Consider the following 16,534-nt stretch of genomic DNA (forward strand, 5'->3'; position numbering starts at 1 on the left):
CCACCCAAGCATAGGAGGTCGCGTTACCGAACCGAAATACGCAGGCTCCTTGGCCGGGGCGTGGCGGCCAAGTACGGCGCCCCGCGCAGGGCCAAGGAGCAGGGCGCTGGCGCTAGGAAACCTTGGCAGGCAGGGTCTTGGGCTTGAACGAGGGCCGGGTGGCCTCGTAGGCGGTGATTTCGGCCTCATGCTGCAGGGTGAGTCCGATGTCGTCCAGGCCTTCGAGCAGGCGCCAGCGAGTGTAGTCGTCAATCTCGAAGGGGGCCACGATGTTGCCGCACACTACAGTCTTCGACTCCAGGTCAACGGTCACCTGGGTTCCCGGCGCGTTTTCCAGTTCCTTCCAGATCAACTCGATGTCGTCCTGGGCCACCTGGGCGGCAAGCAGTCCCTGCTTGCCCGAGTTGCCGCGGAAGATGTCGGCGAACCGGGAGGAGAGCACCGCCTTGAAGCCGTAGTCCTTCAGTGCCCACACCGCATGCTCGCGGGAGGAACCGGTGCCGAAGTCGGGCCCGGCCACCAGGACGGAGCCGGCGTTGAAGGGCTCCTGGTTGAGGATGAAGGAGGAGTCCTTGCGCCAGGCCGAGAACAGGGCGTCCTCGAAGCCGGTGCGGGTGATGCGCTTGAGGTACACCGCGGGGATGATCTGGTCCGTGTCGACGTTGCTCTGGCGCAGCGGAACGCCGATGCCGGTGTGCTTGGTGAACTTTTCCATGGTTGCGTCCTAGGCTGCGTCGGTGCGGATGGCGGCGGATTCGGGGGCAGGATCAAGGTCCGACGGCGAGCTGAGCGTGCCGCGGACGGCCGTGGCCGCTGCCACCACAGGGGACACCAGGTGGGTGCGGCCGCCCTTGCCCTGGCGGCCCTCGAAGTTGCGGTTCGAGGTGGAGGCGCAGCGCTCCCCCGGTTCCAGCTGGTCAGGGTTCATGCCCAGGCACATGGAGCAGCCGGCGAAGCGCCATTCGGCACCGAAGTCCTTGAACACCCGGTCCAGGCCTTCAGCCTCCGCTTCGAGGCGGACGCGGGCAGAGCCCGGCACCACGAGCATGCGGACCTTCGGGTCCTTTTCGCGGCCGCGGATGATGTCCGCGGCGGCACGGAGATCCTCGATGCGGGAGTTGGTGCAGGAACCGAGGAACACGGTGTCCACCCGGATGTCCTTCATCGGCGTGCCGGCTTCCAGCCCCATGTACTGCAGGGCGCGTTCGGCGGCGGCCTTGGCGTTTTCGTCGCCGAAGTCCTCGGGGGACGGAACGGCCTGGGACAGGGACACGCCCTGGCCGGGGTTGGTGCCCCAGGTGACGAATGGCTCCAGCGTGTCGGCGTCCAGGTCCACTTCGACGTCGAAGGTGGCGTCGTCGTCGGTCTTGAGCGTGTTCCAGTACTCGACGGCGGCATCCCAGTCAGCGCCTTCGGGAGCGTGCGGGCGGCCCAGCATGTAGGCGTAGGTGGTCTCGTCCGGCGCCACCATGCCGGCGCGGGCGCCGGCTTCGATGGACATGTTGCAGATGGTCATGCGGGCATCCATGGACAGGGCACGGATGGCCGATCCGCGGTATTCCAGGACGTAGCCCTGGCCACCGCCGGTACCGATCTTGGCGATGACCGCCAGGATGATGTCCTTGGCCGTGACGCCGGAGCGCAGCGTGCCCTCAACGTTGATGGCCATGGTCTTGAACGGCTTCAGGGACAGGGTCTGGGTAGCCATGACGTGCTCCACCTCGGACGTGCCGATGCCCATGGCCAGCGCGCCGAAGGCGCCGTGCGTGGAGGTGTGCGAGTCGCCGCAGACCACCGTCATGCCTGGCTGGGTGAGGCCCAGCTGCGGACCCACCACGTGGACGATGCCCTGTTCGGCGTCACCGAGGCTGTGCAGGCGGACGCCGAACTCGGCGCAGTTGTTGCGCAGCGTCTGGATCTGGGTCCGGCTGGTGAGGTCGGCGATAGGCTTGTCGATGTCCAGCGTGGGAGTGTTGTGGTCCTCCGTGGCGATGGTCAGGTCCGGGCGGCGCAGCGGGCGGCCTGCCAGGCGCAGGCCCTCGAATGCCTGCGGGGACGTGACCTCGTGGACCAGGTGAAGGTCGATGAAGAGAAGGTCGGGCTGGGCGTTGGCACCTACGCCGTCGCCTTTGCGCACCACGTGCGCGTCCCAGACTTTCTCGGCCAATGTCTTTGCCATGGCCATCTCCCTTCACTGCTGTTTGGCTGAATGCTTCAACTGAAGCAGGACGGCTCCGCACTGCGCCAGCCGAAAGATTTGCATCTCAGATAATGAGACGGCAATATCATTACATGGACAATTCTAGTGGAGTCGGCGTCATTGATAAAGCAGCACAGGTGCTTGACGCGCTCGAAGCCGGCCCCACCACGCTGGCACAGCTCGTAGCGGCCACCGGACTGGCCCGTCCCACTGTCCACCGCCTCGCCCTCGCGCTGGTCCACCACCGGCTGGTAAGCCGCGACATCCAAGGCAGGTTCGTGCTTGGCAGCCGGCTGGTTGAACTGGCATCGGCCGCCGGCGAGGACCGCCTCATCGCTTCTGCCGGCCCCGTCCTGATGCAGCTTCGCGACGCCACGGGCGAGAGCGCACAGATCTTCCGCCGCCAGGGCGACTGGCGGGTCTGCGTGGCATCAGCCGAGCGCCCCATCGGCCTGCGCGACACCATTCCGGTCGGCACCCAGCTGTCCATGAAGGCCGGTTCCGCAGCCCAAGTCCTGCTTGCCTGGGAAGACCACGACCGCCTGCTGGAGGGCCTGCAGTCCGCGCGCTTCACGCCGACAGTCCTGGCAGGAGTACGACGGCGGGGCTGGGGCCAGAGCCTTGGCGAACGCGAGCCGGGGGTCGCCTCGGTCTCGGCACCGGTGCGCGGACCGTCCGGCCGCGTCATTGCGGCCGTATCGATCTCCGGCCCCATTGAGCGGCTTACCCGCCAGCCCGGCAGGTTGCATGCTGAAGTGGTCTGCAACGCCGGCCGCATCCTCACCGAAGCGCTGCGCAAGAACAACGACTGACCGACGTCGGGCCAAACCCGCACCCAACCCGCCCTCCGCCGGTTAGGCTGTGGCCCATGGGCAGCTACGCAGTATTTCTCCGCGGCATCAACGTGGGCGGCATCAACATCAAAATGGCGGACCTTCGGGACGCGCTGAACAGCAGCGGCTTCGCGGACGCCAAGACACTGCTGGCCAGTGGCAACGTGGTCCTTGCCAGCGGACTGGACGCCGCCGGCGTGAAGCGGGAGTGCGAGAAGGCCCTTCGCGCCGCTTTCGGCTACGAGGCCTGGGTGGTGGTCCTGCCGGCCGGCAGGGTGGCTGAACTGGTGGAAGCATGCCCGTATCCGGAGGACGACAAGTCCACGCATTCGTACATCACGCTGTCCTCCGACCACGCAGTCCTGGACGAACTGGACGCTGCGGGCCAGGCCCTCGGGGACGTACACAAGCAGCACCGGCTTGGCCCGGAAGCCCTCGCCTGGCTCGCACCGGCCGGCGGTACCCTGGACAGCCCGTTCAGCAAGGTTTCGTCGAAGGCCAAGTTCAAGGCGGCCACCACTACCCGGAACCTGCGCACCATGATCAAGGTGCGGGACGCTGCTGCCGGCCTGGAAGCCGCCGGCACCAAGGGATGAGCCCCTCCCCTAGCCCGCCGCCACCTTCAGTGCAGCGTTAAACGCCGCAAGCCTGCTGACCTCAACCTCAACCGGCTCCACCACAAGATCCCGGGCAACCCCGGACACGGCCGCTTCCAGCCGTTTCCGTGCCCTCGATGCCCGTGCCGCGGCGGCTCCTGCGGCGATAAAGCGGCCGGCCAGTGCCAGGACAATCCCCAGCACCACTCCGAAGGCGGCCATCAGGGTGGGCACCGGCCACCCTTCCACCCGTGGCGGCTCGGGCGCCGGCATCTGGAAGTACTGAAGTACCGCAAGGCCGCCCAGCCAGCCGAGGCCACCCAGGACGGTAAGCAGCGCCAGCCACTGGACCACGTTGAAGACGCCCCACCACCAGGATTTCCGGTTGGCCCCGAGGTCGGTCCCGGCGATGGCCTGGTCCAGGGCATCCGGAAGCCGCTCCCGGCCCTCCCGGGCCGCGCTGCGGATGGCGGCACGCCAGGGGCCCGGCGCGCCGGCGCTGGCGGCGTCGGCAAACTCCCTCACGGCGGAGTCGGTGCGGGCCCGCTCGGGGGCACTGGCCGGCGGAAGCGACGTGCGGTTGAGTTCAGCCGGAGCGTCCCTGCGGAGGTTGAGCCTGCGCAAGGGGTCGGGCCGGAACCTCGAGAGCCATCGGGTGGCGGGCCAGCCCGTCCGCCGGACGGATTCGAGGCGGTAGGAACGGGCCACGGCACTGACAACCACCGGCACGTTGGCTGCCGCCGCCAGCTCCGTACCCAGCCTGGCCGTCGCCTGGTTCCGGACGCCGGCGGCTTCACCGTCCCCTGACGCGTTCCGCAGTTCCCTGGAAGCCTTCGCGACGTCCGCCTCCAGCCGCTGCGAGCGGGCCTTGCGCTGCACCACCACGTTCCTGATCGCAGCACGCACGCCGTCCACGCCCTGGCCTGTCAGCGCGGAAGCGGCGAGGACCTTTACTTTCCCGAGGCCCTCAGCGGCAAGGATCCCGCGGAGGGATTCCAGCACCGGTGGCACGTCATGGGCGGGGAGCCTGTCCACCTGGTTGAGGACCACCAGCGTGACGGCGCCGTGCGAGGCCAGCGGGGCGAGGAAATCCTGGTGGACCGCCGCGTCCGCGTACTTCTGCGGGTCGAGCACCCAGACGAGGACATCCACCAGTCCCACCATGCGCTGCACCACTTCACGGTTGGCCGCGCGGGTGGAATCGAAATCCGGCAGGTCCAGCAGGATCAGGCCGGTGTCCTCGCCGGCAAAGCCTTCCACGGGAGCTGCGTAGTGCCGGTTGCGGACATCGAGCCAGTCCAGGAGCGGTTCACTGCCGTCCACTCCCCAGACCCCCGCCAGCGGCTCCGATGTTGTGGGGCGGCGCGCCGCCGTCGTCGCGATGTCACCGCCGCTCACGGCATTGAACAGCGAGGACTTTCCGCTGCCGGTGGCACCGAAGAACCCCACCACGGTGTGTTCCGCTGACAGGGAGCGGCGCGATCCGGCGCGCTCCAGGATCTGGAAGACCTCCTCGAGCTGCGCGTCCGGAAGGACACCACCGGCCAGCTGCCGTGCATCGTTCAGTGCTTCCAGGCGCCGGTCCAGCCGCGATGAGTCCCGGGCGCCGCTGTGCCGGCTCACGCGGTGCCCGCCAGGCGGGCCAGAGCGTCGGCCTGGCTGTCGAGTACGCCGGCCGCCATCGTGTCTGCGGCCGGGAGCCGAACCAGGAACCTTTGCTGTTCCTCCTCGAGCAGCCGCTGGCAGCGGGCAGCCAGGTCCGTGCGCGCCTTTTCGGCCATCCGGCGCACAGCGTCTTCACCGAACACGGCCTCGAGCAGGCGCTGGCCTACGACGGCGGTTCCCCCTGCCACGCCGACCTCCAGCCCTGTCAGGCCTGCTGTCATCGAGAAGACGACGATCATCAGTGCGGCACCCAGCCCGTTGATGCCGAAGGAGAGCCACCTGGCCTGGGTCCGTTTTCCCTGGCCCTCCGTGCGGATAAGTTCCATCAGCGCCTCCTGCCAGGCGCGGATCTCCTGTGCTGCCCGGTCCGCGAAACCGGGACCGGTCCCCGAAAGGTCGTCTGTGCCCAGCAGTTGCCGGCCGGCCGGGTCGGACCGCCAGCGGTGGTCGGTTTCCTCGGCGGCGTTTGCTGCCTCATCGACAATGACGGCCTGCAGGCCCGTTTCGATGGCTGCTTCGACCTTGATGGCGGGCGGCGGTTCACCCCGGAAGAAGGCACCCAACCGGTCGCGGAAGCGGCCCACGTTCTGCTCGAGGGTCCGGAAAAACTCACCGGTGCCCACAAAGTCCTGCCAGCGGGCCAGCACTTCCCCGCGGAGAAGTGCGCCGTCGCGCGTGGCGTCGAGGATCCTGCTGCCCGCGCCCCGGTACGCGGCACCGACGCCGGCCTCCAGCGCAGCGGCCGCGCGCTGCTGCTCTGCGGCGGATGCGGAGATCGCTGCAACACGGCCGGCCAGTGCCCGGACCGCACCGTTGAGGGTGCGGCGGGCGACGTCGGCCCGGCCGGAGGCGTCGGCGGCCAGGCCGGTGAGCCAGTTCCGCAGCGGGAGGACAGCGCCGGCGGGCAGCATGCCCAGCGGATCCAGCGTGGACTCGGGGATGACAAAGAGCTGGGCACCGGCCAGGCCCTCGCCGTCGAGGAGGCGCCGCAGGTCCTCACTGACTTCTTCTTCCGCGCCCGGCGGGACCCTGTCCAGGACCACCGCCACCATGATGTCCCTCGCGGCCGCATCCAGGAGCAGCCGCCAGGGGACGGCGTCGGCGTACCTGTTGGCGGTGGTGACGAAGATCCAAAGGTCCGCGGCTGCGAGCAGCTGTCCGGCGAGCTTCCGGTTGTCATCGGAGATGGAATCGACGTCGGGGGCGTCGAGGAGCGCAATGCCCGCCGGAACGGCGTCATCGGCGAGCAGGACCAGCGAGGAGACGGCAGCAGCGTCCGGTCCCGTCACCGTCTGGGCTGCAGGGACAGGTCCGGCGGACAGGGCACCACGGATCCGGCCCAGGCCCGGCAGGACCCTGCTGCCCTCGAACCAGGCGGCTTCGGCAGGATGGTGCAGGAGGATCGGCTGGCGGGTGGTGGGGCGGATGGCACCGGAGCGGGTGACGGGATGGCCGGCCAGCGCATTCACCAGGGTTGACTTTCCGGCGCCGGTTGACCCGCCGACGACGGCAAGCAGCGGGGCATCGAGGCTGCGGTAGCGGGGAAGGATGTAGTCGTCGAGCTGGGCCACGCCGGCCGCGGCGTCACGCCGCCCCTGCTCCGCCCCCGGCAGGGCCAGGGGCAAGGCCACCTCCGCCAGGGTGCCGCGGACCTGTTCAAGCAGGGACACGGCTGCCGTGTTCCGCTGCTCCTGCCGGTCCGCGTGGCGGTTCTCATTCGGTGAGCTCACAGCAACATCATGCCAGCTGAGACCGGCGGAGGAATTGATTATGGCCGGAAATACAAAATGGCCCCGGGCTTATTGCCCGGGACCATTTGGTGGTGACCCCAGCGGGATTCGAACCCGCGTTACCGCCGTGAGAGGGCAGCGTACTAGGCCGCTATACGATGGGGCCAAGTAACTTTTTTGGCGTTTCCGCCGTTCAAGCTCAGTGATTGTTTCATACACTTCGCTTTAGTTTCAAATCGGCGAACCGGCTGAAACTGCCTGATGTGAAGATGTAAACCATATTCAAACCAGAGCTGGGATACCAGGACTCGAACCTAGAATGACGGTACCAGAAACCGTAGTGTTGCCAATTACACCATATCCCAATGGAACTTTCGGGCCCGGTCTTCAGGGCCTTCGCCCTGCTCCGTGCGCCTCAGCACGAGAAAATACTCTACCCGAGACTTTCGACTCGCACAAATCGAGACGACGGGACCTTTCACCGCGCCCGGCACCGCCCCGGAATTGACCCCTTGCCCACGGGCTAAATTTAAAGTTACTGTCGAGTAAGTTACTCATCGGTAACTAGATGCATGCCCTGCCAAGCGGGCACCTCCACAGAACTGGAACCGTTCCAACCACCATGGTCTTCGCCGCCGGGCAGCGTCGTCCGGTGGCGGGTTAGGAAGTCAGCGTTGACAACCCGTACAGCAGCCATTGCGGCAGACGGCCGCAAGAGCTGGTCCCAATCCACAGCAATCTTCGCTTTATCCCTGTTGCTTGTTCTACTTCTTGCTTTCTACACCTACCTGACCGGCCAGATTTCCGGTGGCGCCGCCCGGCTCAGTGATGGCGCCGCCAAGGCAGCGGCCGGTGCGGCCCAACTCAGGGACGGCTCCGGCCAGCTCGCCACCGGGGCCGGGGCGGCCAACTCGGGCGCCGTGCAGGTCAGGGACGGCTCAGCAAAAGTCGAGGACGGGACAAAGGCACTGAACACCGGCGCCGTGGCCCTCCAGTCCGGGGCGGGCGGGATCTACTCCGGAGTCCGGGACAAACTCGCGCCCGGAGCGGACAAACTGCATTCAGGCACCACCAAGCTCCAGAACGACGTGGTCAACAGGCTCGTTCCGGGTGTCTACCAGGTCGATGACGGCGCCAGGAAGCTTCAGGCAGGTGCCATCGAGCTTTCCACTGCTTTGACCCCCTCGCCGGCCGGGAACGCCCCGAACAACCTTGCCGACGGCGCCGGGCAATTGGCGGCAGGAACCGGCCGCCTCGCTGCGGGCGCAGGACAGTTGGACACCGGTGCGGGCACCCTCAACGCCGGTGCGGCGGCGCTGCGTAACGGCACAGCCAAGCTCAAGGCAGGAACAGATCGGCTTGAGGGCTACCCGGGCGCGGGCAACGACCCCGCCAAGGGAGACGGGCTGGCTGCGCTCAGCCAGGGCCTTGACCAGCTCGAGTCTGCGGCGAACGGCCCCCAGGGCCTGGTGCCGATCGGCCTGCTCAAGGACAAGATTGCCAAACCTGCCGAGGGCGGCCGCAGGGCCTACTCGGGGGCAGCCCAGCTCAATGCGGGTGCTGGAACGCTCGACTCCGGGGCGTTTGCCCTCAGCGACGGCGCAGGCAGGCTCAAGGCCGGAACCAGCACCCTCGCTGCGGGAGCGGACGAGCTGAATTCCGGTGCGGGCAGGCTCACGGCAGGCTTTGCCACGCTGGCGCAGCGGCTCAACTCGACGGACCCGCACAACCCGGGAGTGGTTTTGGGCACATCCCTGCTGGCAGACGGCACGGCAAAGATCCGCACCGGCATGGACGGCGTGCCCGGGGACCCGGAGAGGCCGGGACTGATTTACGCCGCAAACACCCTCAATGACGGCACCGCCAAGCTCATGACAGGGATTAACGGCGACGCCGACCCGTCGAACCCCGGCCTCCTCGCAGGGGCGCAGGCCCTCTCCGACGGCACCGTCCAGCTGAGCGCCGGGGCGGGCAAGCTCCAGGCTGGCAGCAGCCAACTGGCTGAGGGCACGGGAAAGCTCGCCGAGGGCAACGGCAAGCTGGACAACGGTTCGGGCAAGCTGGCGGAGGGCGCGGGCACCCTGGCCAACGGGAACTCACAGCTGGCCGCGGGCACGGAAGAGCTGCACGCGAAGGTGACGGCAGTATCGCCGTCGTCGTGGCTGAACGGCCCTGCAACGGCGCTTCTGCTCGTCGGGCTGCTGCTGGCCGCCGGCGTCGCCGCCTTCCTCGTCCTGCGCCGCCGCGCTGCCCGTACGGGAGCGGACTGAGCGGTGAGGGACTGAGCGGTGGCGGACTGGGCGACGGCGGCCCGGCTGCACTGACCCGGCACTCCCCTAGTGAAAGAGCGGGAGCAATTCCGCCAGCGTGGAAACCGCGGCACCTGAAAAATGCGCTGCGGTTTCCGCGTTCCGGTTCAGCCAAACGCCCTGCAGCCCGGCCGCCGTCGAGCCCTCCGCATCGAGCAACCTGTTGTCGCCCACGTAGAGGGTTTCGGAGGGTGCAGTGCCCAGGAGCCGGACACCTTCGAGGTAGATCGCCGGGTTGGGCTTGGCCACCCCCAACGTGTCGGTGCCCACGAGGTGCGCCACCCGCTCCAGGCCGGCGCCATCCAGTTTCGCCCGTTGGTAGTCGTGGACGTTGTTGCTGACGGCCCCGTACGGGATCCCTGCCCGGTCCAGGACATCGAGCAGCGGCAGGACGTCCGGGAACGGCTTCACGTAGGACGGCTGCTTCTGGATGTAGGCGGTCAGCCACTGGTGCGATTCCTCGCCGTCGGCCAGTTCGATGCCGAAGTGTCCCAGCGCAGCCCGGCCCCGCAGGAGGCGCTGCTCATTGAACGTCAGCTCGCCCGCAAGGTACTGGTCGTAATAGTGCGTGGTCTCATGGGTGAAGATGCGGCCGAACCGCTCCCACCCGGACTGGTCGAGGCCGGGCAGGAGATGCTCGCTGACCTCCCGCAAGGCGGTGGTCATGGAGTATTCGAGATCCACGAGGGTGTCGTCGATATCGAACAGGACACCCCGGACGGTACCCACTTGGGCCTCCAGGAGGCCGCCGGCAGCGGAACTGGCCACAACCATCAGCCGCGGAAAGCCTGAAGCCTGCGGAGTGAGGCATCCTTGCCCAGGATCACCATCGACTCGAACAGCGGCGGCGAGATGCGGCGGCCGGACACGGCGGTGCGGACCGGTCCGAAGGCCAGTCGCGGCTTCAGTCCAAGGTCCTCGACGAGGGCCTGCTTGAGGGCAGCCTGGATGGTCTCCGGATTCCATTCCTCGATGGGCTCAAGGGCACCGATCGCTGCGTCCAGGACTTCGGCCAGGTTTTCCGGCAGGCCCTTGCGCGCGTCGTCGGCAACGTCAATGGCGTCATCGGCCTTGAACAGGAAGGCGATCATTTCCGGTGCCTCGCCCAGCAGGGTGATGCGCTCCTGGATCAGGGGTGCGGCTTCGGTGACGATCTCTTCTTCGCGGTCGGTCAGGATCTCCCCCACCAGTCCGGCTTCCCGCAGGTAGTGCGCCACCCGGTTCCGGAAATCCTCCGGGGCGAGCATCCGCACATGCGTGCCGTTGATGGCTTCGGCCTTCTTCAGGTCGAAGCGCGCGGGGTTGGCCAGGACGTCGTGGATGTCGAAGTTCTCCACCAACTGCTCCACGGTGAAGATGTCCTCGTCGGCGCTGAGTGACCAGCCCAGCAGGGACAGGTAGTTCAACAGGCCCTCCGGGATGAAGCCCCGCTCGCGGTGCAGGAAGAGACTGGACTCGGGATCGCGCTTGGAAAGCTTCTTGTTCCCCTGGCCCATGACGTAGGGCAGGTGGCCGAATTCGGGCATGTACTCAGCAACACCCACTGCGTGGAGCGCCCGGTAGAGGGCAATCTGACGCGGGGTTGAGCTGAGCAGGTCTTCGCCGCGGAGCACGTGGGTGATGCCCATCAGCGCGTCGTCCACCGGGTTGACCAGGGTGTACAGCGGGTGGCCGTTGGCCCGCACCACTGCGAAGTCGGGAACCGAACCGGCACGGAAGGTAATCTCGCCGCGGACCAGGTCGGTAAAGGTGAGGTCCTCGTCGGGCATCCGGAGGCGGAGGACGGCCTGGCGGCCCTCGGCCCGGTACTGCGCCAGCTGCTCGTCCGTCAGGTGCCGGTCGTACCCGTCGTAGCCGAGCTTGGGGTCACGGCCGGCGGCGCGGTGACGGGCCTCAATCTCGTCCGGCGTGGAGTACGACTCGTAGATGAATCCGCCCTCATGCAGCCGCTTGATGATGTCCTGGTAGATATCGCTGCGCTGGGACTGCCGGTAGGGTTCGTGCGGGCCGCCCACCTCGACGCCCTCGTCCCAGTCGATGCCGAGCCACTTCAGCGCGTCCAGCAGCTGGTGGTAGCTCTCCTCGCTGTCCCGCGCCGCGTCCGTGTCCTCGATGCGGAACACCAGGGTGCCTTTGGTGTGCCGTGCGTAGGCCCAGTTGAACAGGGCGGTACGGATCAGGCCCACGTGCGGGGTGCCGGTGGGAGAGGGGCAGAAACGGACCCGTACGGGTGTTTCCGGGGTAACAGACGGGATGGAGGCGGCAGGCGACGAAGAAGCGATAGTCATAGTGGCTTCAACTTTACCGTCTGGCGCCTGCCGCCACCGCGGCTTGTCCGTTAGCGGCGGACGATCGGGTTGGACAGCCGGCCGATCCCTTCGATTTCCACTTCATACCGGTCACCGGCGGTGACCAGACCGACGCCGGCGGGAGTGCCGGTCATGATCACGTCACCGGGCAGCAGGGTGAACGCCTGGGAGACGATCGAGACCAGTTCCCGGACGCCGCGGATCATCTGGTTGGTGTTGCCGTCCTGGCGCATTTCGCCGTTGAGCCTGCCCTGGATCTGCAGGTCCTCGGTGTCCAGCTCCGTTTCGATCCACGGGCCAAGCGGCGCGGACGTATCGAACCCCTTGGCGCGGGTCCACTGCAGGTCGGTCTTCTGGACGTCGCGGGCCGTGAGGTCGTTGCCGCAGGTGTAACCGAAGATGACGTCGTCGACGCGGTCCTCCGGGACGTCCTTGCAGATCCGGCCGATTACGACGCACAGCTCTGCCTCAAAGGAGATCTCCTCGGAGAACTCCGGCAGCACGACCGGATCGTTCGGGCCGACGACGGCCGTGTTCGGCTTCAGGAACAGCAGCGGCTGGGCGGGCACGTCGTTGCCGAGCTCGTGGGCGTGCTCCACGAAGTTCCGGCCGACGCCGATCACCTTGCTGCGCGGGATAATCGGCGCCAGCAGCCGGACGTCCTCCAGCTTGTGGCGGACCGACGTGCGCTCCACGCCATTGAAGAACGGGTCACCCTGGATGACAGTAATTTCCTCGCTGCCGGCGTCACCTTCAACAACGCCGTACAGGGGATCGGAATCGACGACAAACCTCGCAATACGCATGGTTCATACCCTACCGTTTCCCGGGTGGGCCCCCGCATTGCCGGGCCCCTCCCGCAGGTAGTGCAGCTGCGCGGCCACTGACATCTCGGCGGCGCGCCTGACGGAAGGTCCGACGTCGGAATAGACGGCGTCCGCCACGTCGCCGACGGACGCGTCCCGGCCCAGCCGGTCCAGGGTTGCGCGGATCTGCGCCAGGCGTTCGTGGCGGTGCGTCCGGTAGCCGCGGACAACCTCCGCCAGGGAGGGGAGGACTGGTCCGTGGGCCGGCAGGACGGTGGCCGCCCCCATGTCCTCAAGCCGGTCCAGGGTGGCCAGATAGTCCCCCAGCGTCCCGTCCGGATAGTCCAGCATGGTGGTTCCCCTGCCCAGGATGGTGTCCCCGGTCAGGACGGACCCGTCCGGCCCGTCGCCGGGCAGGTGGAAGCAGACCGAGTCGGAGGTGTGCCCCGGAGTGGCCAGGACGGTCAGCTGGAGCCCGGCGGCGCGGACCACCTCGCCGTCCTGCAGCGGCGCTCCCCCGCCGTGGCAGTGGGCGGGATCCGCGGCGCGGACAGGGGCGCCGGTCAGCTCGTGCAATCGTGCCGAACCCGCCGTGTGGTCGGCGTGCCGGTGGGTGATGAGGACGAGTTCGACGGCGGCCGCGCGCGCCAGCGCCCGCAGGTGGGCTTCGTCGTCCGGTCCGGGATCCACCACCACCGCGGTGGGGCTAGCGGGAGCGGCAAGGACGTAGGAGTTGGTCCCGTCCAGGCTCATGGGCCCGGGATTGGGCGCCAGGATGAACCGGGTCAGGTCTGAACTGCGCTGCAGGCTGGCGGCGGGATCTGGAGTCACTGCCCCATCCTTGCACCGATGGACCGGCGCTGCCCGATCACCGGCGCCGGATCACTGGCCGGAATAGATCGAACACCCGGGCGGGTTGACCACAAATGACGCCCCATCCACCATCAGGAAGCCGGATACATTCATGACCAGCGCACCCAGCCTTGCAGAACTCATCGCCAACGCAGAAGCGGACGGCCACGACCACTCCTCCACGGAGAAGAGCACCGGGCTCCTGCACATCCACAACCATGCGGCAGGAACCGTGGTCTGGTTTCCCACCTGGAAGACGTTCCGCGGGACGGCCGACTGGAGCGAAGCAGTGGACGCCGCCGGGGCGGACCTCGCCGAGTCGGAGGCAGCAGACGCGCAGGCGGCCGGTATCCTGGCCGGCGAACTGGAGGACCTGCTGACGCGTGCCGCTGTGTCGGGTGACGCCGCAGCTTTCGCCAGTGAAAACCTCACCGGCCACCTGACCCGCACCTGGGCGCTGGGTGACGCGGCCGCCAAGGCCACGGGCAGGGAACCGTTCACCGCCGGAGCCACCCCCGCGGCCTTCGAGGGCTATCCCTACGAGGTTTACGCGCAGGACGGCGGCGTGTTTGCCTCCTCCCTGTTTAACGACATCATCGATGCCCGGCGCCAGCACGCGCTGGCCGAAGAGGCGGCCCGGAAGGCCCTGAAGCCGGTCTCCCGCAAAGCCCAGAAGAACGCCGCCCGCAAGGCAGCCCGGCGCTGACCGCCGTCGTAGGCATTATGCCGACCCGCGCACACCGCTCCAAAGCTCCGAAGCTTCTTCGCGAAACCCGGCCTCGACGGTTGTGATCCGCGAACAAGGCCCGGACCGGCAGGCGAAGGGCTTAGACGCAAACGGCGCCTGCATGGACCGAAGTCCGGCAGGCGCCGTCGTGCGCTTCTAAACCGTCAGCCCGCTCAGGCGAGGCGGGTCAGCCAGCCGTGGGTGTCCGGAACGGTGCCGGTCTGGATGCCCAGCAGCTGCTCGCGGATGGCCATGGTAGTTTCACCGGCCTTGGCGTCCTCCGTGCCGATGAATTCCGTGGCGTCCTTGAGGACACCGATGGGGGTGATGACGGCCGCGGTTCCGCAGGCAAAGACCTCCGTGATCTCGCCGGAGGCAACGCCGTCGCGCCATTCATCGAGGGTGATCTTGCGCTCGGTTACCTCCCGGCCCATGTCCTTGGCCACCTGCATGACGGACATCCGGGTGACGCCTTCGAGGATGGTGCCGGTAAGGGCGGGCGTGACCAGGGAGCCGTCCTTCATGACGAAGAAGACGTTCATGCCCCCGAGCTCTTCCACGGCGTCGTCGTTGAAGTGGTCGAGGAAGAGGACCTGCTTGCAGCCGTTGGCTTCGGCTTCCTGCTGGGCGATCAGGGACGCGGCGTAGTTGCCGCCGCACTTGGCATCGCCCGTTCCGCCGCGCCCTGCACGGGCGTACTCGCGCGAGATCCAGATGGAGACCGGCTTGAGCTCGCCGCCGAAGTAGTTGCCGGCAGGCGAAGCGATGACCCGGAAGGAAACCTCCCGAGCGGCGCGGACGCCGAGGAACGCCTCGGTGGCGATCATGAACGGCCGCAGGTAAAGGGCCTCACCGTCGCCGTTGGGAACCCAGTCCTTGTCCGCGGCCACAAGCTCGCGGATGGCGCCGAGGAAGTACTCCACGGGCAGCTCGGGCAGGGCAAGCCGGCGTGCGGACTTGTTCAGCCGGGCCGCGTTGGCCTCCGGACGGAACGTCCAGACGGAACCGTCGGCGTGGCGGTAGGCCTTCAGCCCTTCGAAGATCTCCTGGCCGTAGTGGAAGACGGCTGCAGAAGGATCCAGGACGATGGGTCCGTAGGCTTCGACCCGGGGGTCGTGCCAGCCGCCGTTGCCGTCCGCGTCCACGCTGTAGTCGACGACGGCGGTGTGGTCGGTGAAGTAGTTGCCGAATCCCGGGTTCGCCAGGATGGCTTCACGCTGTTCTGCGGTCTTCGGGTTCGCCGAAGGCTGCAGGCTGAATTCGACGCCATGGGCAGTCTGGGTCATGGTTCCTCCACGATCGGCCGCCGGGGTTCAGCGCTGAACGAGGTGGCGGCAGTTGGTAATTCGAGACAAGCTTACGCCCGATGCCGGTGGCTCCGGCGCGGGTCAGAGTCCGGCGGCGATGGCGTCGCCGACGGCGGTGGTGCTGCGGGCGGTGCCGTCGCGCTTTTCGACGTCGGCCACTACAGCGGCTTCGATCTTCCGTGCCGCTGCTTCATAGCCGAGGTGGTCCAGCAGGAGCGCGGCGGAGAGGATGGCCGCCGTCGGATCTGCCTTGCCCTGGCCGGCGATGTCCGGCGCGGAACCGTGGACGGGTTCGAACATGGACGGCGCAGTGCGGTCCATGTTGATGTTTCCGCTGGCGGCCAGCCCAATGCCGCCGGTAATGGCGGCAGCAAGGTCCGTGAGGATGTCACCGAAAAGGTTGTCGGTGACGATGACATCGAAGCGCGACGGGTCGGTGACCATGAAGATGGTGGCGGCGTCCACGTGCAGGTAGTCGTGGGTGACCTCGGGGAACTCCTGCGCCACGGCCTCGACGGTGCGCTTCCAGAGGTGCCCGGCGAAGACCAGGACGTTGTGCTTGTGGACCAGGGTGACGTGCTTGCGTTCGCGGGCGCTGGCGCGGCGGAAGGCATCGCGGACCACGCGCTCCACGCCGTGGGCGGTGTTCAGGGACACTTCGGTGGCTACCTCGTGCGGGGTGCCGGCGCGCAGGGTGCCGCCGTTGCCCACGTAAGGGCCCTCGGTTCCTTCGCGGACCACGATGAAATCAATGGTGCCAGGGTTGGCGAGGGGGCTGCCAACGGTGCCGTACAGCCTTGACGGGCGCAGGTTGACGTAGTGGTCGAGGCTGAAGCGCAGCTTCAGGAGCATCTCGCGCTCAATGATGCCGGACGGGATGCGGGTGTCGCCGGGGGCTGCGCCGACAGCGCCGAACAGGATGGCATCGCGGGTCCGCAGGTCCGCGAGGACCTCGTCCGGCAGGGTTTCGCCGGTGGCCAGCCAGTGCTCGGCACCAAGCTTGTAGTGGGTCTGCTTGAGCTCCACTCCCTCCGCGGCCACAGCCTTTTCCAGCACTTTGACTGCCTCGGCAATGACTTCAGGGCCGATGCCGTCGCCGGGAATTACTGCAAGGTTAATGGAGGATGCGCTCATACTTTCAGGGTAGCCAAAACATCCATATGCTGGTCAACCTGTCTCACTATTCAGACAAGACCACCG

General features: G+C 67.5%; 14 protein-coding genes and 2 tRNA genes. 4 read left to right on the top strand and 12 right to left on the bottom strand.

The window, feature by feature from the left end:
• Positions 1 to 112: 112 nt before the first annotated feature.
• Together leuD and leuC are read right to left on the bottom strand one after the other, a co-directional pair.
• Positions 113 to 715, bottom strand: coding sequence for a 3-isopropylmalate dehydratase small subunit (gene leuD / locus AC1DBN_RS02945; protein WP_091720964.1), 603 nt, complete (start codon positions 713 to 715; stop codon positions 113 to 115).
• 9 nt (positions 716 to 724) lie between these two features.
• A complete protein-coding gene (leuC, locus tag AC1DBN_RS02950) occupies positions 725 to 2,179 on the bottom strand; it encodes a 3-isopropylmalate dehydratase large subunit (RefSeq protein ID WP_091724011.1) in 1,455 nt (484 codons plus the stop codon).
• Positions 2,180 to 2,292: 113 nt separating this feature from the next.
• Between leuC and AC1DBN_RS02955 the strand changes: the two genes are divergently transcribed.
• A complete protein-coding gene (locus AC1DBN_RS02955) occupies positions 2,293 to 3,012 on the top strand; it encodes an IclR family transcriptional regulator (protein ID WP_009356552.1) in 720 nt (239 codons plus the stop codon).
• Positions 3,013 to 3,068: 56 nt separating this feature from the next.
• On the top strand, positions 3,069 to 3,629 hold the full coding sequence (locus tag AC1DBN_RS02960) for a DUF1697 domain-containing protein (protein WP_091720967.1): 561 nt from the start codon (positions 3,069 to 3,071) through the stop codon (positions 3,627 to 3,629).
• 9 nt (positions 3,630 to 3,638) lie between these two features.
• On the opposite strand, the gene AC1DBN_RS02965 is transcribed toward AC1DBN_RS02960, so the two are convergent.
• The 4 genes from AC1DBN_RS02965 to AC1DBN_RS02980 form a co-directional block, all read right to left on the bottom strand.
• Positions 3,639 to 5,252: a GTPase gene (locus tag AC1DBN_RS02965; protein ID WP_091720970.1), complete on the bottom strand. Its 1,614-nt coding sequence runs from the start codon at positions 5,250 to 5,252 to the stop codon at positions 3,639 to 3,641.
• A complete protein-coding gene (locus tag AC1DBN_RS02970; protein ID WP_477722549.1) occupies positions 5,249 to 7,024 on the bottom strand; it encodes a dynamin family protein in 1,776 nt (591 codons plus the stop codon). Before AC1DBN_RS02970 ends, AC1DBN_RS02965 begins: the two co-directional genes overlap by 4 nt.
• Before the next feature lie 90 nt (positions 7,025 to 7,114).
• Positions 7,115 to 7,190, bottom strand: a tRNA-Glu gene (locus AC1DBN_RS02975).
• A gap of 127 nt (positions 7,191 to 7,317) precedes the next feature.
• A tRNA-Gln gene (locus AC1DBN_RS02980) sits at positions 7,318 to 7,389 on the bottom strand.
• A gap of 309 nt (positions 7,390 to 7,698) precedes the next feature.
• Between AC1DBN_RS02980 and AC1DBN_RS02985 the strand changes: the two genes are divergently transcribed.
• Positions 7,699 to 9,294, top strand: coding sequence for a hypothetical protein (locus AC1DBN_RS02985; RefSeq protein WP_477722550.1), 1,596 nt, complete (start codon positions 7,699 to 7,701; stop codon positions 9,292 to 9,294).
• A 66-nt stretch (positions 9,295 to 9,360) separates the two neighbouring features.
• On the opposite strand, the gene AC1DBN_RS02990 is transcribed toward AC1DBN_RS02985, so the two are convergent.
• From AC1DBN_RS02990 to AC1DBN_RS03005, 4 genes are read right to left on the bottom strand one after another with little or no spacing between them, the layout of a single operon-like run.
• On the bottom strand, positions 9,361 to 10,107 hold the full coding sequence (locus tag AC1DBN_RS02990) for an HAD family hydrolase (RefSeq protein WP_314213494.1): 747 nt from the start codon (positions 10,105 to 10,107) through the stop codon (positions 9,361 to 9,363).
• Positions 10,107 to 11,621: a glutamate--tRNA ligase gene (gene gltX / locus AC1DBN_RS02995; protein ID WP_477722551.1), complete on the bottom strand. Its 1,515-nt coding sequence runs from the start codon at positions 11,619 to 11,621 to the stop codon at positions 10,107 to 10,109. The genes AC1DBN_RS02990 and gltX overlap by 1 nt, the downstream gene beginning before the upstream one ends.
• 50 nt (positions 11,622 to 11,671) lie before the next feature.
• Positions 11,672 to 12,448 (bottom strand): fumarylacetoacetate hydrolase family protein, encoded by a 777-nt coding sequence (locus AC1DBN_RS03000; RefSeq protein WP_091720984.1) that lies wholly within the window; start codon positions 12,446 to 12,448, stop codon positions 11,672 to 11,674.
• 3 nt (positions 12,449 to 12,451) lie between these two features.
• Positions 12,452 to 13,279 carry an MBL fold metallo-hydrolase gene (locus AC1DBN_RS03005; protein WP_477722552.1) on the bottom strand — a complete coding sequence of 276 codons (828 nt, stop codon included), beginning with the start codon at positions 13,277 to 13,279 and terminating at the stop codon, positions 12,452 to 12,454.
• Between the two features lie 133 nt (positions 13,280 to 13,412).
• Here AC1DBN_RS03005 and AC1DBN_RS03010 point away from each other — a divergent pair, with 133 nt between their 5' ends.
• Positions 13,413 to 14,006: a hypothetical protein gene (locus AC1DBN_RS03010; protein ID WP_477722553.1), complete on the top strand. Its 594-nt coding sequence runs from the start codon at positions 13,413 to 13,415 to the stop codon at positions 14,004 to 14,006.
• Between the two features lie 194 nt (positions 14,007 to 14,200).
• Here the strand turns inward: AC1DBN_RS03010 and AC1DBN_RS03015 are convergent, their stop codons facing one another.
• A complete protein-coding gene (locus tag AC1DBN_RS03015; RefSeq protein WP_091720991.1) occupies positions 14,201 to 15,313 on the bottom strand; it encodes a branched-chain amino acid aminotransferase in 1,113 nt (370 codons plus the stop codon).
• A 102-nt stretch (positions 15,314 to 15,415) separates the two neighbouring features.
• Positions 15,416 to 16,468, bottom strand: coding sequence for a 3-isopropylmalate dehydrogenase (locus tag AC1DBN_RS03020; protein ID WP_477722554.1), 1,053 nt, complete (start codon positions 16,466 to 16,468; stop codon positions 15,416 to 15,418).
• Positions 16,469 to 16,534 lie beyond the last annotated feature (66 nt).

The sequence above is a fragment of the Pseudarthrobacter sp. 10T415 genome, from assembly GCF_056394175.1.

What these genes read in the sequence shown, in the direction of transcription:
- leuD (WP_091720964.1), bottom strand. Translation starts at nt 715, where the DNA reads ATGGAAAAGTTCACCAAGCACACCGGCATCGGCGTTCCGCTGCGCCAG.
- leuC (WP_091724011.1), bottom strand. Translation starts at nt 2,179, where the DNA reads ATGGCAAAGACATTGGCCGAGAAAGTCTGGGACGCGCACGTGGTGCGC.
- AC1DBN_RS02955 (WP_009356552.1), top strand. Translation starts at nt 2,293, where the DNA reads ATGGACAATTCTAGTGGAGTCGGCGTCATTGATAAAGCAGCACAGGTG.
- AC1DBN_RS02960 (WP_091720967.1), top strand. Translation starts at nt 3,069, where the DNA reads ATGGGCAGCTACGCAGTATTTCTCCGCGGCATCAACGTGGGCGGCATC.
- AC1DBN_RS02990 (WP_314213494.1), bottom strand. Translation starts at nt 10,107, where the DNA reads ATGGTTGTGGCCAGTTCCGCTGCCGGCGGCCTCCTGGAGGCCCAAGTG.
- gltX (WP_477722551.1), bottom strand. Translation starts at nt 11,621, where the DNA reads ATGACTATCGCTTCTTCGTCGCCTGCCGCCTCCATCCCGTCTGTTACC.
- AC1DBN_RS03000 (WP_091720984.1), bottom strand. Translation starts at nt 12,448, where the DNA reads ATGCGTATTGCGAGGTTTGTCGTCGATTCCGATCCCCTGTACGGCGTT.
- AC1DBN_RS03010 (WP_477722553.1), top strand. Translation starts at nt 13,413, where the DNA reads ATGACCAGCGCACCCAGCCTTGCAGAACTCATCGCCAACGCAGAAGCG.
- AC1DBN_RS03015 (WP_091720991.1), bottom strand. Translation starts at nt 15,313, where the DNA reads ATGACCCAGACTGCCCATGGCGTCGAATTCAGCCTGCAGCCTTCGGCG.
- AC1DBN_RS03020 (WP_477722554.1), bottom strand. Translation starts at nt 16,468, where the DNA reads ATGAGCGCATCCTCCATTAACCTTGCAGTAATTCCCGGCGACGGCATC.